General features: G+C 65.0%; 19 protein-coding genes and 1 pseudogene. 13 read left to right on the forward strand and 7 right to left on the reverse strand.

All coding sequences use genetic code 11. The features are described 5' to 3' along the window. The first annotated feature begins 34 nt into the window (after positions 1 to 34). Both C7411_RS04830 and C7411_RS04835 read left to right on the forward strand, forming a co-directional pair. Positions 35 to 982 carry a LysR family transcriptional regulator gene (locus C7411_RS04830; protein ID WP_110383853.1) on the forward strand — a complete coding sequence of 316 codons (948 nt, stop codon included), beginning with the start codon at positions 35 to 37 and terminating at the stop codon, positions 980 to 982. A gap of 133 nt (positions 983 to 1,115) precedes the next feature. Beyond that, complete coding sequence (locus C7411_RS04835) at positions 1,116 to 2,255, forward strand: NHL repeat-containing protein (RefSeq protein ID WP_243413047.1); 1,140 nt, start codon at positions 1,116 to 1,118, stop codon at positions 2,253 to 2,255. Positions 2,256 to 2,342: 87 nt separating this feature from the next. Here C7411_RS04835 and C7411_RS04840 read toward each other — a convergent pair whose 3' ends face one another. Continuing rightward, positions 2,343 to 2,702: a COG4315 family predicted lipoprotein gene (locus C7411_RS04840; RefSeq protein ID WP_110383852.1), complete on the reverse strand. Its 360-nt coding sequence runs from the start codon at positions 2,700 to 2,702 to the stop codon at positions 2,343 to 2,345. Between the two features lie 82 nt (positions 2,703 to 2,784). Continuing rightward, a complete protein-coding gene (locus C7411_RS36920; protein WP_133253614.1) occupies positions 2,785 to 3,069 on the reverse strand; it encodes a hypothetical protein in 285 nt (94 codons plus the stop codon). 42 nt (positions 3,070 to 3,111) lie between these two features. Here C7411_RS36920 and C7411_RS04845 point away from each other — a divergent pair, with 42 nt between their 5' ends. The 3 genes from C7411_RS04845 (at position 3,112) to C7411_RS04855 (ending at position 5,460) form a co-directional block, all read left to right on the forward strand. Continuing rightward, positions 3,112 to 4,182, forward strand: a complete 1,071-nt coding sequence (locus C7411_RS04845; RefSeq protein WP_110383927.1) for an MBL fold metallo-hydrolase — start codon at positions 3,112 to 3,114, stop codon at positions 4,180 to 4,182. Positions 4,183 to 4,204: 22 nt separating this feature from the next. Then, positions 4,205 to 4,468, forward strand: a complete 264-nt coding sequence (locus C7411_RS04850) for a hypothetical protein (protein ID WP_110383851.1) — start codon at positions 4,205 to 4,207, stop codon at positions 4,466 to 4,468. Positions 4,469 to 4,575: 107 nt separating this feature from the next. Continuing rightward, complete coding sequence (locus C7411_RS04855) at positions 4,576 to 5,460, forward strand: AraC family transcriptional regulator (RefSeq protein ID WP_110383850.1); 885 nt, start codon at positions 4,576 to 4,578, stop codon at positions 5,458 to 5,460. A 181-nt stretch (positions 5,461 to 5,641) separates the two neighbouring features. On the opposite strand, the gene C7411_RS04865 is transcribed toward C7411_RS04855, so the two are convergent. Beyond that, entirely contained in the window at positions 5,642 to 6,394 is a 753-nt protein-coding gene (locus tag C7411_RS04865) for a hypothetical protein (RefSeq protein WP_110383848.1), read from the reverse strand. Positions 6,395 to 7,230: 836 nt separating this feature from the next. Here C7411_RS04865 and C7411_RS04870 point away from each other — a divergent pair. From C7411_RS04870 to C7411_RS04885, 4 genes are all read left to right on the forward strand, one after another. Further along, a complete protein-coding gene (locus C7411_RS04870) occupies positions 7,231 to 8,190 on the forward strand; it encodes an ABC transporter substrate-binding protein (protein ID WP_373682574.1) in 960 nt (319 codons plus the stop codon). 61 nt (positions 8,191 to 8,251) lie between these two features. Then, entirely contained in the window at positions 8,252 to 9,628 is a 1,377-nt protein-coding gene (locus C7411_RS04875) for a sensor histidine kinase (protein ID WP_110383846.1), read from the forward strand. A 19-nt stretch (positions 9,629 to 9,647) separates the two neighbouring features. Further along, positions 9,648 to 10,367 carry a response regulator gene (locus C7411_RS04880; RefSeq protein ID WP_110383845.1) on the forward strand — a complete coding sequence of 240 codons (720 nt, stop codon included), beginning with the start codon at positions 9,648 to 9,650 and terminating at the stop codon, positions 10,365 to 10,367. Positions 10,368 to 10,476: 109 nt separating this feature from the next. Continuing rightward, positions 10,477 to 11,649, forward strand: coding sequence for a porin (locus tag C7411_RS04885; protein ID WP_110383844.1), 1,173 nt, complete (start codon positions 10,477 to 10,479; stop codon positions 11,647 to 11,649). A gap of 79 nt (positions 11,650 to 11,728) precedes the next feature. Here the strand turns inward: C7411_RS04885 and C7411_RS04890 are convergent, their stop codons facing one another. After that, positions 11,729 to 12,028, reverse strand: a complete 300-nt coding sequence (locus C7411_RS04890) for a hypothetical protein (RefSeq protein WP_110383843.1) — start codon at positions 12,026 to 12,028, stop codon at positions 11,729 to 11,731. 388 nt (positions 12,029 to 12,416) lie between these two features. On the opposite strand from C7411_RS04890, the gene C7411_RS04895 reads away from it, so the two are divergent. From C7411_RS04895 to C7411_RS04905, 3 genes are all read left to right on the forward strand, one after another. Further along, entirely contained in the window at positions 12,417 to 13,757 is a 1,341-nt protein-coding gene (locus C7411_RS04895; RefSeq protein ID WP_110383926.1) for a 2-hydroxycarboxylate transporter family protein, read from the forward strand. Positions 13,758 to 13,875: 118 nt separating this feature from the next. Continuing rightward, entirely contained in the window at positions 13,876 to 15,741 is a 1,866-nt protein-coding gene (locus C7411_RS04900; RefSeq protein WP_110383925.1) for an ATP-binding protein, read from the forward strand. Further along, positions 15,731 to 17,101, forward strand: coding sequence for a sigma-54-dependent transcriptional regulator (locus C7411_RS04905; RefSeq protein ID WP_110383842.1), 1,371 nt, complete (start codon positions 15,731 to 15,733; stop codon positions 17,099 to 17,101). The genes C7411_RS04900 and C7411_RS04905 overlap by 11 nt, the downstream gene beginning before the upstream one ends. 5 nt (positions 17,102 to 17,106) lie before the next feature. Here C7411_RS04905 and C7411_RS04910 read toward each other — a convergent pair whose 3' ends face one another. The 3 genes and pseudogenes from C7411_RS04910 to C7411_RS38850 all read right to left on the reverse strand — a co-directional run. Beyond that, complete coding sequence (locus tag C7411_RS04910; RefSeq protein WP_110383841.1) at positions 17,107 to 17,544, reverse strand: hypothetical protein; 438 nt, start codon at positions 17,542 to 17,544, stop codon at positions 17,107 to 17,109. A gap of 182 nt (positions 17,545 to 17,726) precedes the next feature. Further along, positions 17,727 to 19,652, reverse strand: coding sequence for a hypothetical protein (locus C7411_RS04915; RefSeq protein ID WP_110383840.1), 1,926 nt, complete (start codon positions 19,650 to 19,652; stop codon positions 17,727 to 17,729). A gap of 643 nt (positions 19,653 to 20,295) precedes the next feature. Then, a pseudogene (locus tag C7411_RS38850) lies at positions 20,296 to 20,400 on the reverse strand (aldo/keto reductase); the annotation flags it as partial. A 208-nt stretch (positions 20,401 to 20,608) separates the two neighbouring features. Between C7411_RS38850 and C7411_RS04920 the strand changes: the two are divergent. Further along, positions 20,609 to 21,925, forward strand: a complete 1,317-nt coding sequence (locus C7411_RS04920) for an ATP-binding protein (RefSeq protein ID WP_110383839.1) — start codon at positions 20,609 to 20,611, stop codon at positions 21,923 to 21,925. The last annotated feature ends 2 nt before the right edge of the window (positions 21,926 to 21,927 follow it).

The raw sequence follows: 21,927 nt of genomic DNA on the forward strand, positions 1-21,927 counted from the left end.
AGGAGCAATCAGGAGCAATCAGGAGAAAGCGGGCATGCAACGCAAATTCGACGATCTGCTGCTGGGCAGCATTGAACTGTTTTGCCAGGCGGCGGAACTGGGCAGCTTCACGCTGGCGGCCAATGCGGCGAGCGTCACGCCCGCCGCGGTGAGCCGGTCCGTGGCGCGGCTCGAAGAGCGGCTCGGCGTGCGCCTGTTCGTGCGTACGACGCGGCAGATCCGCCTGACCGATGCGGGGCGGCGTTACTTCGAGCAGTGCCGCCAGGCGCTCTCGCAACTCGTGGACGCCGAGCGCGAAGTCACGGGCGAACAGACCACGCCGGCTGGCGTGCTGCGCATCAGCATGCCCACGCCGTACGGACACTATCGCGTGCTGCCGCTCTTGCCGGCGTTTCGCGAGCGCTATCCGGAGGTGCGGGTCGACATCCATCTGAGCAACCGCAACATCGACTTCGCCGACGAAGGCTTCGACCTGGCGATTCGCGGGCGCGCGCCGGCCGATTCCAACCTGGTGGCGCGCAAGCTGGAAGACGCAGAGATGGTGGTGGTGGCCACGCCCGCTTATCTGAAGCGCGCGGGCGTGCCGAAGACCGTGGCGGATCTGCAGTCGCACGAATGCATACAGTTCGAACTGCCAAGTAGTGGGCGCCATGTTGCGTGGACGTTCGAAGGCAATGCCAGTGAAGATGGCGATGTGATCACGAGCGGAAGTTACGGAACGTCGGGCGACGCGCTCGCCGGGGTGACGCTCGCTCGCGCGGGTGCGGGGCTCTTCCAGACGTATCGCTTCGTGGTGGCCGGCGACCTGCGCGAAGGCAGGCTCGTGGAAGTGTTGCGCGAGGAAGGGGGACGTACCCGGCCGTTTATCCTGCTGTATCCGCACGCACGTTATTTGACGTCGCGTGTGCGCGCGTTCGTGGATTTTCTCGTGGAGCAGCTGGCGGGGCCTGCGGATGCGCCGCGCGCGAAGCGTGCGCGGTGAGGGGGCGACCAACGGAATAGCCTCGCCGCAGGATCGTTTACGCAAAACGCGGGGCGCGCGAAGCATGGTGCGTTCACTGGCCGCGCGAGTTGTCCCGGCGTTCCGGATCGTCCCCGCGAGAAGGAGGTGTCAGATGAAAGCTTCTCGCTCGTTGTCTGCATGTCGTTCATACATCCGCAGGAACCGGGCAGCGCTCGTGCCGCGAATGCGCTGCCTCGCGTTGGGCGCCGGGCTCTTCGCCCTGTCGCTGGGAACGGTTCGCGCCGACCCCCAGCAAGCGATCCTGCCGCCGGCGTTCGCGACTTCATCGACCGTGCCGGCCAATGGCGACGTCAATCCGTATGGCATTGCGTTCGTACCGGTCGGCGTGCCCTCATGGAGCACGCTCAAGCCCGGCGATGTGGTGGTGTCCAACTTCAATGCGCAATCGAATCTGCAAGGCACCGGCACGACGATCGTGAAGCTCGTACCGAATGACCAGCCGGTGACGTTCTTCCAGGGCGCGCACCTCGGTCTCACGACGGCGCTCGCCGTGCTGAGAAGCGGCTTCGTGCTGGTGGGCAACGTGCCGACCACCGACGGCAAGAACGTGATTCCGCCGGGCTCGCTTCTCGTCATTAATCCGCAGGGCCGGCTCGTCAAGGAGCTGAAAGATGCGCGCCTGCTCGATGGCCCCTGGGACCTCACCGTGATCGACGGCGGGAAATTCGTGAAGGTCTTCGTCTCGGACGTGTTGAACGGTACGGTTGCGAGAATCGACCTCGCGATTGGCGAGAACGGCGTAACGGAGTTGCCGACCTCGACGATCGTCGCTTCAGGGTACTTGCATCGCACCGATCCGGCCGCGCTGGTCGTCGGCCCGACGGGGCTCGCCTATGATGGCCAGCGCGACGTGCTCTACGTCGCCTCGACGGGCGACAACGCGGTGTTCGCCATTTACGGCGCGGCGGATGCGAACCATAGCGGCGGAGTGGGGAGGCTGATCTATCAGGACAACACTCACCTGCATGGACCGCTTGCCCTGGCGCTCGCCCCTAACGGCCATCTCGTCACCGCCAACGGCGACGCCGTGAACGCTGATCCGCAACAGCCCAGCGAGATCGTCGAATTCACCGTGGATGGGCAATTCGTCGCGCAAATGTCGGTCGATCCCACGGCGGGATCGGCGTTCGGGCTCGCATTCGGCATGGACAGCCAGCGCCACGCGCAGTTTGCCGCGGTCGACGACAACACCAACTCGGCGACGGTCTGGACACTGCGCACCGGCAACTGACAGCGACGCAACGTCATGACTCACGCCCCGCTCCGAAGCGCCGGAGTGGGGCGGTCGATGGAAATTCATTAGCGTGCCGAAATAGCGTCAGGGCTTCACGGTGTGCCACATCCCTTTGAAACCGTCGCCGTTCATTTGTCCGGCTTGTGTGTCCTTCGAGTAGCGATAGAGGGGGTGGCCCTTGTAGGTCCATTGATGCTTCCCGTCAGCGGAAGCGATGAGCCCCCAGTCGCCGCTGGCCTTGTCGTAAGGGTCGGCGCGCGCTGCCGGCCACATGGTTGCGCACGCACCGGTGCAGGCGCTTTTGCCGTGTGCCGTGTCCTTGTCGAACGTATAGAGCGTCATGCCGTCGTCGTCGACGACCATGCCGTTGGCCACCTTCGGCGCCTCCGCGAACACCGCAATGGGCAGAACGCAAGCCAGGGCGCACAACAAGATTCTGGTCATGATTTCAGTCCTTGTAAAAACCCCGCCGGGATACGTGTTAAACGGCTGAACGCGGCCTTTCTTCCATTTTCGGTTCGACCTGTCACGAACAGGAGTGATGCCGATCGTGCCGGATCGTCTGGACGATGGGCAGATGGCTTTCGATATGAACCTGCGGCACGAAGCACTGGCCGGAGAGGTCGGCCGGCTGGGTCCCGAGTCGTTCGAATTCGGCGGCGGATGCTGCGATTGCGCCGCAGCGCTGGCGAGGCAACGGTGGACCTGGTGAAGCATTGGCATTGCCGGCCTCGCGCTCCTTCGTACGCTGCCGAACAAACGCGGGTATATGGCGCACGTCGAGCAGCCGGGCGGAAAGCAGATGCGGCATACTGCAAAGCGAACCACGCGTTTGCCAAAACAGAGCGCCGCGATGATCTTTCGCCAGCTTTTCGACCCCGTATCGTCTACTTACACCTACCTGCTCGGCGACCCCGAAAGCGGCGAGGCGCTGCTGATCGACCCTGTCTACGAACAGGTGCCGCGCGACCTCGCGCTTTTGCAGGAACTGGGCCTGCGCCTGAAGGCGACGCTCGATACCCATGTGCACGCCGATCATGTCACGGGCGCATGGCGCTTGCGCGAGCGCAGCGGCAGCCAGATCGCGCTCGCCGAAGTCGTGGGCGCCGAGGGCGTGAACCTTCCGTTGCGGCACGGGGACCGCATCGCCTTCGGCAAGCGGTATCTGGAAGTGCGCGCCACGCCCGGCCACACCAGCGGCTGCCTGACCTACGTGCTCGACGACGCAGGCATGGCTTTCACGGGCGACAGCCTGTTGATACGCGGCTGCGGCCGCACCGATTTTCAGGGCGGGAGCGCGGAACAGCTGTTCGCTTCCGTGCGCGAGCAGATCCTCACGCTGCCCGGCGACTGCCTGCTCTACCCGGCGCACGACTATCGCGGCATCACGGTCACGAGCGTGGCGGAGGAGCGGCGCTTCAATCCGCGCCTGGGCGGCGACGTCGATCTCGGCGACTTCGCGGGCTACATGCACAACCTGAATTTGCCGCACCCGAAGCAGATGGCTGTCGCGGTGCCCGCTAACCTGCGCTGCGGCAAGCCCGAAGGCGACGCGCCCATCCTGGACACGCCCGACTGGGCGCCGCTCACGCTGCGCTTTAGCGGCGTATGGGAAATCGAGCCCATGGCGCTGCTGGAGCATGCGGCTCAGATGCAGATCGTCGACGTGCGCGAGGCGCCCGAGTTCATCGACCCGCTCGGACATCTGCAGGATGCGAAGCTCGTGCCGCTCTCGCAGCTCATGTCGCGCATCGACGAGCTCGATCGCGACCGGCCGGTCGTGGCGGTGTGCCGCTCGGGCGTGCGTTCGGCGCAGGCAAGCATATTGCTGACCAAGGCAGGCTTCGGCAAGGTGGCCAATCTCGCCGGCGGCATGTTGCGCTGGAAGGCCGAGGGATTGCCCGTCGCGCCGTGCAGTCCCTGATGACGCCCTGGAGGAGACGACCATGACAGCCCACGACTTCGCCGAGTTTTCCTGGGACGAGCAGGAAGACGTCAAGGCTGTGCTCGCGAGCCGGGGCCTCGACCTGCGCGAGTTCCGGATCTCGGCCAACGAGAAAACCGCCGCCGGAGGCGAGCGCGCGGCGATCCGGCAGGTATGCGTCACGCGGATCGCAAACGGCAAGACGGCTACCTACGACACCGACCACTTCGCCCCATGGATCACGGATTTCGACGAAGCGCTGAAGGCCGGCGAATTCGACGACTGAGCGACGGCTAAACGCGGCCGAACGGGCGCCGAGGCCGCGTTCCGTCCTCTGCGCATGGCTGGCGTACACTCGTGCCCTTGGGAAAGGAACCGGGAACGAGGCTAGCCATGACGAACGCGACGGTGACTGAGGGCCGGAACGATCACTGGCTCGTCGCGCGGCGCGATGCGCAGACGGGCGTCGAAAGTCTGCGCGCGCATTTCAGCGGCCACGCCTACGACCCCCACGATCACGACGACATGCTGATCGGCTATACGGAGCAGGGGGTGCAGCGTTTTCAGTGTCACCGTTCGCTGCATACGAGCGTTCCGGGCCGGGCGATCCTGATCGAGCCGGGCGCGCTGCACGACGGCCATGCGCCCGAGCCGGGCGGCTTCACCTACGCGATGTTGTACCTGCCGCAGCCATGGGTCGAACGCGCGGCGCGCAGGCTGAACATTGCGGGACTCGGCGGCGTGGAGGCCGCATTCGGCCAGACGCTCGTCGACGACCCGCGCCTGATCGATGCGATCCGCCGCGCGTTTCTCGCGCTATACGGCGAGGAAGGCCGGCTCGCGCGCGATGAGGCGCTCGACCGCTTGCTGGAGCACCTGGGGGGCCATCTGCTCGATACGGCCGCGGCGGCGACGCCCACTTCGCCCACTTCGCCCACTTCACCCGCGCTCGCCCGCGTGCGCGATCTGCTGCACGAACACATGAGCGCGAACATCGGGCTCGACGAACTCGCCGACAGCTCGGGCATCGACCGGTTTCGTCTGACGCGCCTGTTCCAGCGCGAGTTCGGCACGTCGCCCCATGCGTACCTGGTGCGCTTGCGCCTGCGCGCCGCGCGCAGGCTGCTGGCGGCGGGCCACACGCCGGCCCGGGTCGCCGCGGAAGTGGGTTTTGCCGACCAGAGCCATCTCGGCCGCTGGTTTCGGCGCGCGTACCGCATGACGCCGGCCACTTACCGGCGCATGTGCGTGCGCATGGATATGGGCACGCCCGACTGAACGCATCCCGCAGGCAATGTCATATCGACTCCAGACTCGGTGACCGGCGCACACCATCGCACCGCGGCGGTGCCTGGCGCGGTGATAGAAACTGGACGGCAACCGACTGGTTTTTTTCTGGCGCCGCGTTTTCGGCGATTCCCGTCTGGCTGCTCACGGTCTTCTCGCGGGAAGGTCTGCGCTAGCGGCTCAACGCGGCCTGAGCCCGTTGCAGCCACTCGCTATTGTGCTCGCGTGCGTGGCGCGGCCAGTGCTTCGCGTCGTGCACGATGTCGGCATAAAGCTCGCGCGAGCGCTGGCGATCGGCGTCGCCGGGCTGCTTTGCCAGCCAGTCGGCGAAGAGGCATCGCGGGGCGGCGTCGCTCGCGCACGAAAGCGCGGCTTCGAACGCGGCGCGCGTGCCCGCAGCGCCATTCGCGGCGAGCGAGCGTGCATACAGCAAACTGGGTTCCGGCTGCTGGCGGGCGACAGGCTGGACGGCGAACAGCTTTTCCAGCGTCTCCTGGGTGGCCGCCGCATTGCCATTGGCAAACTGCGCGCGCGCGAGGCCCTCGAGCAATGCGGGATCGGATGCGAACGGCCCGGTGGCCGCGGCCTGGTAATGCTCCAGCGCTTCGCCGGCATCGCCCGCGTCGAGTAGCGCAGCGCCGAGGCGCATACGGTGCGCAACGGTCGGCGCACGGTCGAAATCGTTGCGCGCTTCGCGCACCGCGCGGTTGGGATCGACCAGTTGCGAGATGGCCCGGCCAGTCGCCCTCGCCCCGCGCGACTGGCGCAGGCTCGGCAGATAAATGACGAAGAAGTAGACGAGGCTGCCAAGGCCGGGAAACAGAAACAGGATCAGCAGCCAGTACATGTTCTGCTGGTTGCGGATGGCATGCACTGCAAAGAGCAGGGCGACGATGACGTAAAGGCTGATTCCGAAGATGCGCATTGACGAGAGGGCCCGTGGTGGTGGGGGGGGTGTGTCTTTTCAATGATACCCGCCGGCAGCTTGCGTTCGTGCGCAGCCGCCGTGTTATCGCGGGCTTTCGGATCGGCAATGGATGGGCCGGCTCCCGCGCCGATCAACAACGCGGGGGTGACGGGTTCGAAAGCGGTCTGCCGCCAGTACGCCGGGCGCGGGCCCGGCGTGCTGCGAGCACAGCGATCATGAGCGTCAGCGCAAACAGCGCCAGCGCCACGGCGCCTGCAATGCCGCCAGCCTTGCACAGCGAGCAGGACGATTCCCGCCGCGAAGAGGCGAGTTCCTTCTTCGGGTTTGAACAGGGTCCAGGGCAGGCTCGCGGTCATCGAGGCAACCGGCACGAAAAACGCATAGCGTGCGGCGCGCGGCAAGCGCAGCATGCGGGTGAGTTCGAGCCGCTCGGCGGCGAGAGAGCCAGCACGGCACGGAAGACGACACATCGTTCGTGCATAACGCTCTGGCGCATTCCAGCCCTGTGCTAATTGACCGCACATCCAGAGGAATATTCTCGCGCTCAAGCGCAGGAGGCCGGCGAAAAACGACTGCATACCGGTCTTCATTCTGAATAAAAGCCATTTTTATTCAGAATGATTGAAAGCATGGATAATGCCGCCGCTCATGGAAATCCCGTATAAATCGGCCCGACCCGCGAAAGCTTCGGGAAGGGTTTGAATCACTAGAATCCCCGAAACGATCGAGGTGGCGAGCATCGCGCCGCCGGCCCTTCCCGACGGAGACAATCCATGCAATTGAGTTTTGGCGCGCTGCGTCGAGCCGCCCTCGCCGGCGGCGTGCTGTTTGCCATGACGCTTCAAGGCGCGCATGCCGCCGACGAAGCCGGCGACAAGATCACTATCATGGTCGGCGGTATTACGAAGCTCATTTACCTGCCCGCGCGCCTCACCGAGCAACTGGGCTATTTCAGGGACGAAGGGCTGAACGTCGAGTTGCTCTCGCAGCCCGCGGGCGTGGATGCGGAAAACGAACTGCTCGCCGGCGCGGTGCAGGCCGTGGTGGGCTTCTACGATCACACCATCGACTTGCAGACGAAGGGTAAGGACGTCAGGGCGATCGTCGTGTTCGGTCAGGTGCCGGGCGAAGTGGAAATGGTGTCGTCGAAAGCGGCCGGCACGATCAAGTCGATGGCCGACGTCAAGGGCAAGACGCTTGGCGTGACGGGCCTTGGGTCTTCGACCAGTTTTCTCACGCAGTATCTCGCGAGCCAGCATGGCATTGCCTCCAGCGCATACACCATGTTGCCGGTGGGCGCGGACGCGAGCTTCATCGCGGCCATCAAGCAGGGGCGCATCGACGCGGGCATGACGACCGAGCCGACCGTCTCGGCGCTGCAGAAAGCCGGCGACGCGAAGGTGCTCGTCGATATGCGCACGGTGGAAGGCACCCGCGCCGCGCTCGGCGGCACCTATCCCGCCGCAAGCCTTTACGTACAGGACGCGTGGGCCGAGTCGCACAAGGCTCAGGCGGTGAAACTCGCGCACGCGTTCGTGCGCACCATGCAGTTCATTCACACGCACAGCGCCGAGGAAATCGCCGCGCAAATGCCCGCCGACTATCAAAAGGACAAGGCGCTTTACGTGAGCGCACTCAAGGCCTCGCTGCCGATGTACACCTCGGACGGCAAGATGCCCGCCGACGGTCCGGCAACCGTGCTGAAGGTGCTCTCCAGTTTCAATCCGTCGGTCAAGGGCAAGCACGTGGATTTGTCTGGCACCTACACGAACGAATTCGTCAGCGCGAAATGAAGCATGCCCGGAGCCGCCGTCCGGCGCGCGCCTCGCGGTTCGGTATCTGAGAGAGCGCGACATGGTGCATAGCCTGCGTGGGCGATTGCTGTTGTGGCTGCTGGTGCCGCTCGCCGCGTTTGTCGTCGTGACGGGTTGCGAGTCGTACGATGCCGCGCGGCAGACCGCGGATCTCGTGCAGGACCACTCGCTGCTGGATTCGGCGCGCACGATCATCGAAGACGTCGACTGGGACAACGGCTCCCTCAGCGCGACGATCCCGCCGGCAGCGCTGGAGCTGTTCGAGTCGCCCTGGCAGGATCATGTCTTCTATAAGGTGCTCGCCGGCAATGGCCGCTTGCTGGGCGGCGCGCCGGACTTGCCGCTGCCGCGCGCGAACACAGCCGAGGCGCCCGTGTTCTACGACACCACGTATGCGGGTCTGCCGATCCGCGCCGTGGCCTACGAGCGCATGCTCTACGACTCGGGCCGCGCCGAGCGCGTCATGGTGATCGTCGGCAAGACGATCGCATCGCGCGAGGCAATGATCAACGCGTTGTGGAGGCCGCAGCTCGCACGCCAGTGGTTCATGCTGGCGCTCGTCGCGCTGCTCGTGCCGCTCGGGCTCACGCTCGAGCTGCGCCCGCTCATGAAGCTGAAGGACGACGTTGCCGACCGCGAGCCCGTGCAGCTGGAGCCGATCCGCCCGGATCATCTGCCATCGGAGCTGAGGCCGATCGTCGAGGCGATCAACCAGTGCATCGCGCGGCTCAAGGTGCATGCCGCCACGCAGCGCCAGTTCATCGCCGACGCGGCGCACCAGCTGCGCACGCCGCTCACGCTGCTAACGACCCAAACCCAATTCGCGAGTCAATGCGAGCCGGGCGATCCCGCGCTTTTCGACGCACTCAACGGCGTGCGCCGCACCAGCCAGAAAATGGCGGAGTTGACGAATCAACTGCTATTGCTCGCGCAGGCCGAATCGATGACACAGTCGTCGCGCGGCCAGACGCGCGTCGATCTCACCGAGGTGGTGTCTTCCGTGCTCGAAGAGATGGTCCAGGCCGCGGAACGGCGCGGTATCGATCTCGGCGCGGAACTCGACGAAGACGTGCACGTGGCGGGCAACACGGGCCTGCTGGCGTCGCTCGTGGCCAACCTGATCGATAACGCGATCCGCTATACGCACAAGGGCGGCCGCGTGACGGCCGTGTGCCGCAGCGAAGGGGAACAGGTCATGCTGCAGGTGGTCGACAACGGCCCCGGCATTCCAGCCGAGGCGCGTGCGCATGTGTTCGAGCGCTTCTATCGCGTGGCGGCGGATACCGAGGGCACGGGGCTCGGTCTCGCCATCGTCCATCAGGTCGCGCGCTCGCACGGCGGCTCGGTGAGCGTTGCTGCGGGCGCCGAGCGGCTGGGTCTGGTCGCGACGGTGCGCTTGCCCGTCTGGCGCGGATGAGGAGAGGTGAGGGGGGATCGTGAAGCTGCTGCTCGTAGAAGACAACGCCGAACTCGCGCACTGGATCGTCAACCTGCTGCGCGCCGAAAATTTCACGGCGGACTGCGTGGCCGATGGCGAAGCCGCAGACTCCGTGCTGCTCACGCAGAGCTACGATCTCGTGCTCCTCGACATGCGTCTGCCGCGCCTGAGCGGCAAGGATGTGCTCAACCGTTTGCGGCGTCGGCGCAACAATGTGCCCGTGCTCATGCTGACCGCGCATGGTTCGATAGACGACAAGGTGGCGTGTTTCGGCGCCGGCGCCGACGACTACGTGGTCAAGCCGTTCGACAGCCGCGAACTGGTTGCGCGCATCAAGGCGCTGATACGCCGGCAGACGGGCGAGAGGTCGGGTTGGCTGACCTGCGGCGACCTGCAGTACGTCTGCGACACGCGCGAGTTCCGCCACAAGGACGTGCCGCTCACCCTGCGCCGGCGCGAACATTCCGTCCTCGAAGCACTCATGCTGCGCCAGGGCAAGGCTGTGCCGAAGCAGGCGCTGCTGGAGCGCATCTGCAGCCTGAGTGACGAACCGAGTGCGGACGCGATCGATATCTACATCCATCGCCTGCGCAAGCATCTGGCGGAGTCGAGCGTGCAGATCACCACGCTGCGCGGCCTGGGCTACATCCTTCGCGCGAAAGAGCCGGCGGAGCCCGAGCAGGTAGGCTTCTTTACCGGTATTGGTGGATGTACTTAGGAATACGCATCGCTCGTGAAAGAATCGCGAAGGATTCACTTCTCTACTATTCGTCTCACCCGCTGATTCACACGGCTCGCCGCAACCGGCGAGTGATGGCAGCGGGTCCATGAAAACTTCCAACGAAGCAACCCTGGAGACGATCTTGAAGAGAAAACAATTTGCCGCCGCTGCAGCCGGCGCGACCTTCGGCGTATTCGCGGCAAGCGGCGCACACGCGCAGTCGAGCGTTCAACTCTATGGCCTTATCGACCTGAGCGTCCCCACGTATCAATCGCATGCAGACGCCAACGGCAACCACGTGATCGGCATGGGCATTGCCGGCGAGCCGTGGTTCAGCGGCAGCCGCTGGGGCTTGAAGGGCGCAGAGGACATCGGCGGCGGCACGAAGGTGATCTTCCGGCTCGAGAGCGAATACCGCGCGAGCGACGGCCAGATGGAAGACCCGGGCCAGATCTTCGACCGGGACGCCTGGGTAGGTGTGGAAGACGAGCGCTTCGGCAAGGTCACGGCGGGCTTCCAGAACACTATCGCGCGTGACGCCGCGGCCATTTACGGCGACCCGTACGGCAACGCGAAGCTCACGACGGAAGAGGGCGGCTGGACCAACGCGAACAACTTCAAGCAGATGATTTTCTACGCGGCGAGCGCAACGGGCACTCGTTACAACAACGGCGTCGCGTGGAAGAAGGTGTTCGACAACGGCATCTTTGCCGCGGCGGGCTACGCGTTCGGCAATTCAACGAGCTTCGGCAACAATGCGAACTATCAGTTCGCACTCGGCTACAACGCTCCGACGTGGACGGCCTCGACCTTCTATAACCACGTGAACCGCGACGGCAACACGAACCAGGCGTTCTCGGTTGGCGGCAACTACACGATCGGCATCGTGCGCGCCAATGCGGGCTATTTCCGCTACTGGGGCAACCAGGGCGCGCTCGGCCAGCGCCAGGACAATGCGTGGACGGTCTCGTTCAAGCTCGTGCCGAAGGGGGCGTTCGACTACGAACTCGGTTATCAGCAAATGCGCACGCACAACGCCGCGTATAACGCCGATGGCGATATTCCGAACGCCAACATCGGCGCGTTCGATCCCACGAGCGGGCTGCACAACGGCTTCAAGGAAACGCTCTACGGCTCGATCTTCTATCACCTGTCCAAGCGCACCGAGGTGTATCTGGCCGGCGACTACATGAAGCTGCACGGCGGCTACACGGTGGGCACGACCTTCGGTGCGACCAACCAGGTCGAAGTGACGACGGGCGTGCGCACGCGCTTCTGATCCGGCTTCTCAGCGATTCTCGTAGCATGCGTGGCTCGATTCGTCAGGCGAATCGAGCCACGCGGTTCTTTCTGCGGCATCAACCCGCATCCACGCAGGCAACGCTCGGCGCCGTATAGGCCGAGGGATAAGGCGATTCCGGTCCGCTCACGAGCCTCAAGCGCTGCGTGGCGAGGACGTCGGCTTCCACCTGCTCGCGACGCGTGAGCGTTGCCGTTTCGCCGGCAGGCTGTGATTCGTTCACGCTGCAAAGCAGATTCCTTCCGCTCGATAACTGCACCGGCGTCTGGTAGGCCGACCCCGGCGGCGAGGCCAGCGCGCCGGCACTCCACAGCGCCGCGGCGCAAACGGCGGCGCACCCTGGCAAGACGATCTTCATGGCTCGCTCCTCACATTGCGGTGATTCATCTTCTGCCAACGATCGGCGTCGTTCCAGAGCGAATTCTGAAAATCACTCTTGCCATGCCGTCAAAGGTCAGGCCGAGATTTCAGCCAGCGGCTCGGGTCGATTCTGAAATCTCGGACCGGTAGCGGCTTCGCGACAAGTGGCGTTCCTGAAAAACATCAAGAAAATCAACGCGTTACCAATTATTCCGGAAGCCGGCACGCGCTGGCACGGCTACTGCTTTACAGAGACCCGGCGGCCTATCTCCCTCGATAGCCCGCAACCCTCATTAAACAAGCACCGGAGACGCGACGCAGTCCGGTCGCGAAAACGAAGGAGACATCCCGTGCAGAACAGCGCATCCGTACCCGCCGCCTCGCAGGTGAGCCAGGCGGTCCCCGAGTCATCCCCGACGACCCAAACCCGCTTCTGGCCCGAAGGCTGGTGGAAGCTGATGGAAATCCGCATCGGCATCATTCCGCTGCCGATCTACGTGATCCTGTTTGCGCTGATCGCGGGCTTCGCGCTCACCGGCAAGGTGCCCGGCGAGATCTCGATGGCCATCGCCGTGCTCGCCTTTTGCGGCTTCACGTGCGCCGAACTCGGCAAGCGCTTGCCGCTGTTGCGCAATATCGGCGCGGCGGCGATTCTCGCCACCTTCGTGCCCTCGGCGCTCGTGTACTACCACGTGCTGCCCAAGCCCGTGCAGCACCTCACGGTCGAGTTCACGAAGCAGACCAACTTCCTGTATCTCTTCATCGCCTCGATCATCGTCGGCAGTATTCTCAGCATGGACCGGCGCGTGCTGATTCAAGGGTTCCTGAAGATCTTCATTCCGCTTGCGGCCGGCACGGTGGCGGCGACCATCGTGGGCACCGCCGTAGGCGCGGCGCTCGGACTCGGCGTCAAGCACACGCTGCTCTATATCGTCGTGCCGATCATGGCCGGCGGCGTGGGCGAAGGCGCGATTCCGCTTTCCGTGGGCTACTCGGAAATCATGCATGTCGCGCAAGGCGACCTGTTCGCACAGGTCTTGCCGCCCGTGATGCTCGGCAGCCTCATGGCGATCATCCTCTCGGGCATGCTCGACATGCTGGGCAAGCGCATGCCGCATCTCACCGGCAATGGCCGTCTGCAAGTCGGCGCGCGCGATGAACTGGCGTCGTCGAACGACGAAGTCCGCGCTCACGTGGACGTGAGCCACATCGCCGCGGCCGGCATCACGGCGATCACGCTGTACCTCATCGGCCTGATGGCGAACAAGCTGTTCGGTCTGCCCGCGCCGGTGGCGATGCTGTTCCTCGCCGTGCTCGTCAAGCTTGCGCGCGCGGTTTCGCCGCCGCTGCAGGAAGGCGCGTTCGTGGTCTACAAGTTCTTCTCGACCGCGGTCACCTACCCGCTGCTATTCGCGATCGGCGTGGCGATGACGCCGTGGGACAAGCTCGTGGCCGCGTTCACGCTCGCCAATGTCGTGACGATCGCCGCGACCGTGGTCACCCTCATGGGCACGGGCTTCGTGGTGGGCCGCCTGATGAAGATGTACCCTATCGACACCGCAATCGTGAACGCGTGCCACAGCGGCCAGGGCGGCACCGGCGACGTGGCGATCCTCACCGCCGCCAACCGCATGCAGCTCATGCCGTTCGCGCAGATCGCCACGCGCATCGGCGGCGCCATCGTCGTGACCGTGACGCTCATCCTGCTCGCCCATTTCGGCGCATGACGCGCGGGTGTGCGTCCCTCGCGCGCGCCTTCGCGATGGCAGCGCCGGTGCATCCGGCGCGCGGTATCCGCTGAATCCGCCGTCCGGCGGCAGCCAATCGACGAGGGCGAACGTGCAGATGCGTTACAAGGGCATTCCATGGTGGGGATGGGCGGCGGCGGCCGTGCTGTATGTCGGTGCGGCCGCCGCCGCGGTGGAGTTCGCATGGAATCGCGCGATCGACGCGCTGGCCGACGTCGGCGAGCATCGGCTCGATCTCTACACGGCAAGCCTGAAAAGCGAGCTGGGACGCTTCGAGTTGGTCCCGGCACTGGTGGCGCGGCAGGACAGCGTGCGCGCGTTGCTCAAGGCCTCGCCCGATGAAGCGCACGGCATGTTGCCCGCAGTCGATACGTACCTCGAAGCCGTCAACAACGATGTCGGCAGCGGCGCCGTAGACGTGATCGACGCGCACGGCACGGTGGTGGCCGCGAGCAACTGGGACCAGCCGGTCAGCTTCGTCGGCACCAACGTGTCGTATCGCCCCTACTTCAAGGATGCGCTCGCAAAGGGCAGCGGCCGCTTCTTCGGCATTGGCACGAACACCGGCATTCCTGGGCTGTATTTCGCGAACGCGATCCACGATGGCGACACGGCAATCGGCGCTGCGGCCGTGAAGGTCAGCGTCGACGCGCTCGAATCCGCGTGGCGCACGCCTGGCGAGGCGGCGATCGTCGTCGACAGCAACGGCGTCATCGTGATCTCGACGCAGCCCGAATGGAAATTCACGGCCATGCGTGCGATGACCGAGCCGCAGCAGCGCGATATCCAGGCGTCGCGCCAATACGCGGGCCGCATCGTCGAGGCGCTGCCATACCGGCGCGTCGGCGACTGGAATGACAACGCGTGGCTTGGCATCTTTCCCGACCTGCGCGACGCGGGCCGCACGGCCCGTTTTCTCGTGATGTCGCGCCCCGCGCCGCAAGGGCAGGACACGATCATGGTGCTGCTCGACACGGCGGGCGCGCGGCGGCAGCAACGGCTCGCGCTTGCGTTCGTGACGGGCGTGTTTCTGATCGCCGCGCTCTATGCGCTGTATGCGGTGCAGCGGCGCCGCGTGATCGTGGAAAAGCTCCGGTCGCAAGAAGCCTTGCGGCGCGCGAACGACCAGCTGGAAACGACCGTGGCGCAGCGCACCGCCGCGCTAAGGGAAGCCAACGCCCAGATGCAGCGCGAGATCGCCGAGCGCGAACGTACCGAGCAGCGCTTGCGCGCCACCCAGCAGGAGGTGGTGCATGCCGGCAAGCTCGCCGTGATCGGCCAGATGGCGGCGGGGCTCACGCACGAACTGAACCAGCCGCTCGTCGCGATCCGCACGCTCTGCGACAATGCGCGTACCTTCTTCGAGCGCAATCAGGGCGCACAGGCGAACGCCAATCTCGAGCGCGTCGGGCGCCTCGTGGACAGCATGGCAGTGCTCACGAGCGAGTTGAAGGCGTTTGCGCGCAAGCCGGAAGTCGAGCGTGTGGCGGTGTCACTTGGCGAAGCCGTCGCGCATGCACGGCTCATCTACGAGCCGCGCATTCGCGACGAAGCGGTGCGGCTCGACGTGCGGATCGCGCCGGGCACGACGGTGTATGCGGAGTCGAGTCAACTGCAACAGGTGATCGTCAATCTGCTCGGCAATGCGCTCGACGCCGTGCGCGAGGCGAGCACGCGCGTGATCGCGATGCAGGCGAGTGAGCCTGACGCGCAAGGCCGCGTGCGCTTCACAATCGAAGACAGCGGCCCCGGCATCGCGCCGGATGTGCTGGCGCACCTGTTCGAGCCGTTCGTGACGACCAAGCCGCGCGGGCAAGGTCTCGGGCTCGGGCTGGCGATCACGTCGCGCATCGTCGAAGGCTTTGGCGCGAAAATCACCGCAACGAATCGCGACGAAGGCGGAGCCCGCTTTACGATCGAATTCGCGGCAGCCGGGCCGCAAAGGACAGAACATGGCAGATGAGATTCGGGTGCTGGTCGTCGAGGATGACGAAAATGTCCGCATCGGCGTCGAGCAGGCGGTGGCGCTGGCGGGCTTTCCGGTGAGCGCGTATGCGTCGGCGGCCGACGCGTATGCCGACATCGCGCCGGGCGCCCCGATCGTGATCGTCTCGGACGTGCGTATGCCCGGCATCGACGGCCTGCAACTGCTCGACCACGTAATGGCGATCGACCCGCAAATTCCGGTGCTGCTGATCAGCGGTCATGCGGACATTTCGACGGCGGTCAGCGCGATGCGCGTGGGCGCGTACGACTTCATCGAAAAGCCGTTTTCGTCCGACGTGATCGCGGGCCGCGTGGCGCGTGCGGTCGAGAAGCGGCGGCTCACGCTCGAAGTCGAGGGCCTGCGCGCATCGCTGCACAACTGGCAGGGGATCGAGGCGCTCGTGCTCGGCAAGTCGCCGGCCATGGCGGAGGTCCGCAAAAAGATTCTGCGCCTCGCGGATACCTCCGTGTCGGTGCTGATCACCGGCGAAACGGGTACGGGCAAGGAACTGGTCGCACGCAGCCTGCACGACTTCAGCGCGCGGCGCGACGCGCATTTCGTGGCGCTGAACTGCGGCGGGTTGCCCGAGCAGGTGTTCGAGAGCGAACTGTTCGGGCACGAGGCGGGCGCGTTCACGGGCGCGATCAAGAAGCGCGTCGGCAAGATCGAATGGGCGAATGGCGGGACGCTCTTTCTCGACGAGATCGAAACGATGTCGATGCCGCTGCAGATCAAGATGCTGCGCGTGCTGCAGGAGCGCGTGGTCGAACGCCTCGGCGCAAACGAACTGATTCCGGTGGATTGCCGGATCGTCGCCGCTTCGAAGGCCGACCTCGCCGAAGTGTCTGCGCAAGGAGACTTTCGCGCCGACCTGCTGTACCGGCTGAACGTCGCGCAGATCGAATTGCCGCCGCTGCGCGAGCGGCGCGAGGACGTGCCCCTGCTGTTCGAGCATTTCGTGCTCGCGGCCGCGCGGCGCTTCGGCACGCCGGCGCCGGTCGTGACGGCTGCGCAGGTCTCCGAACTCATGATGCACGCGTGGCCCGGCAACGTGCGCGAGCTGCAGAATGTCGCCGACCGCTTCGTGCTCGGGCTGACCGGCGACAGCCTGCTTTCCGCTGGCGCGGCTGCGCTGAAAGGAGAGACGCTGGCGGACCAGCTAGCGTATTTCGAGCGGATGCTGATCGAGAACACGCTGCGCCGCCATCGCGGCAACGTCGCCCAGACGAGCGAGGAGCTTGGGATGCCGAAGAAAACGCTTTATCACAAGCTGCGTCAGCTGAAGATCGCGGACCGCGACTCGCAGGGTGACGAGAAAGACGAGAAAGACGTCTAACCGGGTTAGTTGGTGCGGTACGTGGTCGTTGACGATTGCAGCCTGGTGAGCGTGCCGTTTTTGAGCCGGAACCAGCCCTCCGAGCCTTGCATCACGACTTCGTCGGGTTGCCAGAACACGCGCTTGATCGTCATGTGTGCGCTCACGTGCCGCACGAGCGGCGGATTGTGGCGAAAGTCGTACAGCACCGGGCCGTAGCCGGTCTGCACGAGCATGCGCGTAATCGTGCTGTTGTCGTGGCCCACTTCGTCGAAATGCGCGAGCGTCTTCGCGTCGAAGCGGTCGAAGATATCCTTGCCGAGTACCGCCACGAAGTCGCGGTCGTCGCGCACGAATTGCACTGTGCCTGCGGGGGTGGAGAACGAGCCGGTCGCGTCGCTTTGCGCGTGAGCGCAGGTCGCGAACGAGGCGGCGGCGAGTGCGGCGAGTAACAGTCGTTTCATGTTTCTATCCAGTGGGTTCGCAGCATTTTCGTTCATTTCTGTTGTAGCGTCGCAAGTTTACCGCGGCAAGCGTGCTCCGCCGGCCATAAACGGAAGAGGCGCCCGGTCCGCTGAACAGTGTCCGCGGACCGGGCGCCTCAAGGTACAGCCCTTTCGTGCGGCCGGGTGGCCGCCCGGTTCGATTAGTTCGCCACGTAGCCCGCGGGCAGCGTCGCATTGGCGCTCGCGACCGTTGCGTTCTGCGAAATCACATACACCGGCGATTCGGTCAGGCTCAGCGCGACCTTGCCGTTGCTGTAGCTCTTCGTCGTCGGATTGCCCATTTCGTCGAGCACGGTGACCGTGCCGCTCGTGCCGGGTGCATCCACCGCGAGGCTGTAGCCCACGCTATACGTCGAACTGTAGCCGGCGCTCGCGCTCCACACGTTGTTGTTGTGCGTCCAGAGGGCTGTGATGACTGCGCCGTTGCTCAATTGCCGGAACGCATAACCGTAGACGCCCGAGGGCGTGCTCTTCACCGGGCCGAGCGTGTTGGTGCCGTCGAGAATGCGCGTCATTGCCGCGACGGCCATGGCCGCCGGCTTCGGACTGATGTTCTGCGCACCATATTGGCCCTGCGCGTCGGCGAGATCGAAGAACGTGCCGTAGCCCACCAGGCCCGGGAAATCCGCACCATAGAAGATCCAGGTCTGATCGGCGCCTTCGCCCAGGATGATCACATGGCTGCGTGCTACCAGCGCGCCTTGTGCGTACAGGACATTGCCAGTCGGATAGCTGGCGCTGTACGTCGTGCCATTGTCGTAGCTGATGCCAAGCTCCGTGCTGAACAGCTTCATGCCCGGCTTGTAGTCGGCCGCCATTTCGCTGCGCAGCGCGCGCATTTGCCCCATCAGCGAGCCGGACGCGTTGGCCGGATCGGTTTCGAGACGCTCGGGCGGAAACGAAGGCGAGCTGCCGTTGATGTCGTAGTAGCCGTGCGTCGTCACGCCGTCGATGTCCTGCGCGTAGCCGAGCGGCGCGAGAGCCTTCAGATGGTCGGCGGTGCCGGACGGCGCTGTATCGGTCGGCCCCATTACGACCGCGTGAGGATCGGTCGAGTGGATACCCTGATAGACGGCCTGATAGAGCTGCACGAACTGCGTGTTCGTGCCTTGCCATTGGGCATCCGGTTCCCACGTCAGCTGGTAGTAGTTGGCCGCCTGCTTCGGAAAGTAAGTCGTCCGAATGAGGTTCGATTCCGTACCGATGCGGGCCATGTAGTTCTGGTAGTAGCCGGAGTCGGCCGGCGGAAGCGATTCGTCCTCGAACGCGCCCGTCGGGCTCGCCCAGGCGGGAATGCCGTCCAGACGCACGAGGCGCATCACGTTGCCCGTGGTGTAGAACGGGTCGAGGTTGTTCGCGTTCGGATTGAAGGTGTTGGGGCCGCTCGGCTCCATGTTGTACAGCTCGCGGTGGTCATAGGTCCACGAGATGCCGAGCGAGGAGAGCACGGACGTGTTGTCGTCTTCGCCTTGCATGCCGAAGCGGTGCAAGTCCTGATGCGGATAGGTCACCGCCGGCACGATGCCTGCCAGATTGGGCAGCACGCCGAAGGTCGCAGTACCGGCGGGGCGGGTGCCCAGTTCCGGGAGCTGGCCGCCGGCAGTGGCGAGCTTCGCGCTCACGGAGAAGTAGCCTGCGAGCGTCGACGTGCAGCTCAGCGTGGTCGTCGCCGGACCTGCCGTCACGCGCAGGCTGCCGCTCGTGACCACCTTGCCGACGTGGTCGGTGATCGACCAGTTGAGCATGTCGGCTGCGGGCGCATTGGTGGTGAACGCGAGGGGAAACGCCGTACCCGAGGCGAAGATACGGCCGCTTTGCGTGGTCGGCGTATCGGCGCTCACCAGCTCGCTGCTGGAGCTTGCGCCCGATTTCACGGCGGAGCCGCAGTGCAGCGTGCCGCGCGTGCTGGTGGCCGCATTCGCGGTGGCGTCCGCGGCGGTCGCGTCACTCGCGTTTTGTGCCGTGGCCGAGGCATTGGACGCATCCGTCCCGGAGCTTCCGGAACCGCCACCGCCGCACGCCGCGAGGAAGAGCGACGACGACAGCAAGAGATAGAAGAGTTTCATCGATCGAAAAAAATGGACAAAACGACGCCCAGCCGGCGACGGCGCGCAATGCGCGCCCGGATGCTGGCTAAGGTCTGAAGAATGAGATTTAACGGACGCCGCACAACGGCTCGCCGAGCCCTGCGCCCGCTACGTGCGCCGCGCCGCTCGCGCTATTGCGCGAACGTGCGTATCTGTCCTTTTGCTTTCGCGCGGGTAAATATTGCCCCCTCGCTACGGCTGCCCCGTCGGGAATTTCGGCCCTGCGCTGGATCCCTGAAGGAGGGGAGACGTGCGCAATTTTTTCGGACGAAGATTACGAAGTCACTGCTTGAAGTCAGACGCGCGGCGGATATTACCGATAATTCCCCCTGGCATGTGAAAATCAGACGTAACAAAATGTCACACGAATTGCCTCGAGTTTCAATTACCGAAACTTAGTCAATTTCCGCCAATAGCAAGGTATTAATTACCTCAAATACAGGAGGTAATGCTTACTGCATGGATTGCGTGTTTCACCTGCTATTGCCCGCTATATCGGCAGTTCCGGGATGGACTGAAGCGCGCGGATGTAATTTATTCTTTAGTCTATATTTCCCTTTTAAATCCCTTTCTAATTTATTCGGGTCGGACGTTAATTGACTCTGCTGATGGTATTGCGGGCATGCGAATCGAGCCGTGAAAGCTTCGCGGTGCCAGGAACAGGAATCGGCACGATCCACGGCTTTTGCGCGAGCAGCCAGGCCAGCGCGACCTGCGCGCGCACCGCAGCGCAAGCCACAGACGTAAAAGGACGCGCTGAAACGAACCGGCCTGCAATGTATTGTGTCCCGCGCCCGCACCGATACAGTGAGATACAAAGCCTCTCGCGGCATGCGGTATAAACCCATCATTCCCCGCACATGGAGTCCGAACATGCTCGCCGATGGATTTGCGGTCTGCCGCCGCGCACCGCTGGTTTTGCGGATGGCGCGGCCATGAGCGCGCCGCACTGGCCGCGCACGCTGTTCGCGCGCCTCGCCCTGATCCTTTGCGTCGGCCTCGCGCTCGCACAGGGGCTGTCGTTCAAGCTCACGATGACCGAGCGTAACGACGCCACCGCGAACATGATGACCAATTACATCGCGCGCGAGGTCGCCATTTCCGTGGCGCTGCTCGACCATCTGCCCGCAGCAGAGCGGGCGGCGTGGCTGCCGCAGCTCGCGCGGCGCACCTACAGCTTCATCCTCGGTCCCGGCACGCCGGGCGAGCCGCCCGAGGCGAGCCGCTCGAAGAGCGTGGCCGCGGCCATCGCGGCGGGCCTCGGCGAGAAGTACGCGCTCACGACCAATTCGGTGCCCGGCAAGGGCGAGCGCCTGCAGATCCATCTGCGGCTTTCGGACGGCTCGCCGCTCACCATCGATTACCGTCCGGGTCCCGCGCTGCCCCTGTCGGGCTGGCTGCCGGCCGTGCTCATCGCCCAGCTGATCGTGCTGGCGGCGTGCTGCTGGTTCGCGGTGCGCACCGCCACGCGGCCGCTGCACGAACTCGCGCGCGTGGCCGACGCGCTCGGTCCGGACCTGAAGGCGGAGCGCCTCGAGGAAGACGGGCCTTCCGAAGTGGCGCGCGCGGCGCGTGCGTTCAACGCGATGCAGCAGCGCATCTCGGCGCACGTGGCGGAGCGCATGCAGATACTCGCGGCCATCTCCCACGATCTGCAGACGCCGATCACGCGCATGCGGTTGCGCGTGGACCAGATGGACGACGAAGCGCAAGCGGACAAGCTCGCGCAGGACCTGCACGAGATGGAGCAACTGGTGAAGGAGGGCGTGGCCTACGCGCGCACGCTGCACGGCACCGGCGAAGCGCCCGCCCGCGTCGACCTCGACGCGCTGCTCGACAGTCTCGTGTGCGACTACGTGGATGCGGGCTCGCCCGTCACCTTCGAGCGCCGCCTGAACGTGGCGATCGTCACGCGCGTGCAGGCGCTGCGCCGCATCGTCGGCAATCTCGTGGATAACGCGCTGAAGTATGGAAGCACGGCTGCCATCGAGGTGAGCGCGTCGCCGCGGGACAAGACCGTCACGATCTCGGTGCTCGACAGCGGCCCCGGCATTCCCGAGGACGCGCTCGAAAAGGTGTTCGAGCCGTTCTACCGGCTCGAGACCTCGCGCAACCGGGGCACGGGCGGCACGGGCCTCGGCCTCGCAATCTCGCGCCAGCTCGCCGTGGCGATGGGTGCAAAGCTCACGCTGCGCAACCGGCCCGAAGGCGGGCTGGAAGGGCGGCTCGTGCTCGGCGGCGCGGATGCATGAAG

This window comes from Paraburkholderia silvatlantica, assembly GCF_003096715.1.
Lineage (GTDB): Bacteria > Pseudomonadota > Gammaproteobacteria > Burkholderiales > Burkholderiaceae > Paraburkholderia > Paraburkholderia silvatlantica.

Coding starts and splice junctions, on each gene's coding strand:
- C7411_RS04830 (WP_110383853.1), top strand. CDS start 35: ATGCAACGCAAATTCGACGATCTGCTGCTGGGCAGCATTGAACTGTTT.
- C7411_RS04835 (WP_243413047.1), top strand. CDS start 1,116: ATGAAAGCTTCTCGCTCGTTGTCTGCATGTCGTTCATACATCCGCAGG.
- C7411_RS04840 (WP_110383852.1), bottom strand. CDS start 2,702: ATGACCAGAATCTTGTTGTGCGCCCTGGCTTGCGTTCTGCCCATTGCG.
- C7411_RS36920 (WP_133253614.1), bottom strand. CDS start 3,069: ATGCCGCATCTGCTTTCCGCCCGGCTGCTCGACGTGCGCCATATACCC.
- C7411_RS04845 (WP_110383927.1), top strand. CDS start 3,112: ATGATCTTTCGCCAGCTTTTCGACCCCGTATCGTCTACTTACACCTAC.
- C7411_RS04850 (WP_110383851.1), top strand. CDS start 4,205: ATGACAGCCCACGACTTCGCCGAGTTTTCCTGGGACGAGCAGGAAGAC.
- C7411_RS04855 (WP_110383850.1), top strand. CDS start 4,576: ATGACGAACGCGACGGTGACTGAGGGCCGGAACGATCACTGGCTCGTC.
- C7411_RS04865 (WP_110383848.1), bottom strand. CDS start 6,394: ATGCGCATCTTCGGAATCAGCCTTTACGTCATCGTCGCCCTGCTCTTT.
- C7411_RS04870 (WP_373682574.1), top strand. CDS start 7,231: ATGACGCTTCAAGGCGCGCATGCCGCCGACGAAGCCGGCGACAAGATC.
- C7411_RS04875 (WP_110383846.1), top strand. CDS start 8,252: ATGGTGCATAGCCTGCGTGGGCGATTGCTGTTGTGGCTGCTGGTGCCG.
- C7411_RS04885 (WP_110383844.1), top strand. CDS start 10,477: ATGAAAACTTCCAACGAAGCAACCCTGGAGACGATCTTGAAGAGAAAA.
- C7411_RS04890 (WP_110383843.1), bottom strand. CDS start 12,028: ATGAAGATCGTCTTGCCAGGGTGCGCCGCCGTTTGCGCCGCGGCGCTG.
- C7411_RS04900 (WP_110383925.1), top strand. CDS start 13,876: ATGCGTTACAAGGGCATTCCATGGTGGGGATGGGCGGCGGCGGCCGTG.
- C7411_RS04905 (WP_110383842.1), top strand. CDS start 15,731: ATGGCAGATGAGATTCGGGTGCTGGTCGTCGAGGATGACGAAAATGTC.
- C7411_RS04910 (WP_110383841.1), bottom strand. CDS start 17,544: ATGAAACGACTGTTACTCGCCGCACTCGCCGCCGCCTCGTTCGCGACC.
- C7411_RS04915 (WP_110383840.1), bottom strand. CDS start 19,652: ATGAAACTCTTCTATCTCTTGCTGTCGTCGTCGCTCTTCCTCGCGGCG.
- C7411_RS04920 (WP_110383839.1), top strand. CDS start 20,609: ATGAGCGCGCCGCACTGGCCGCGCACGCTGTTCGCGCGCCTCGCCCTG.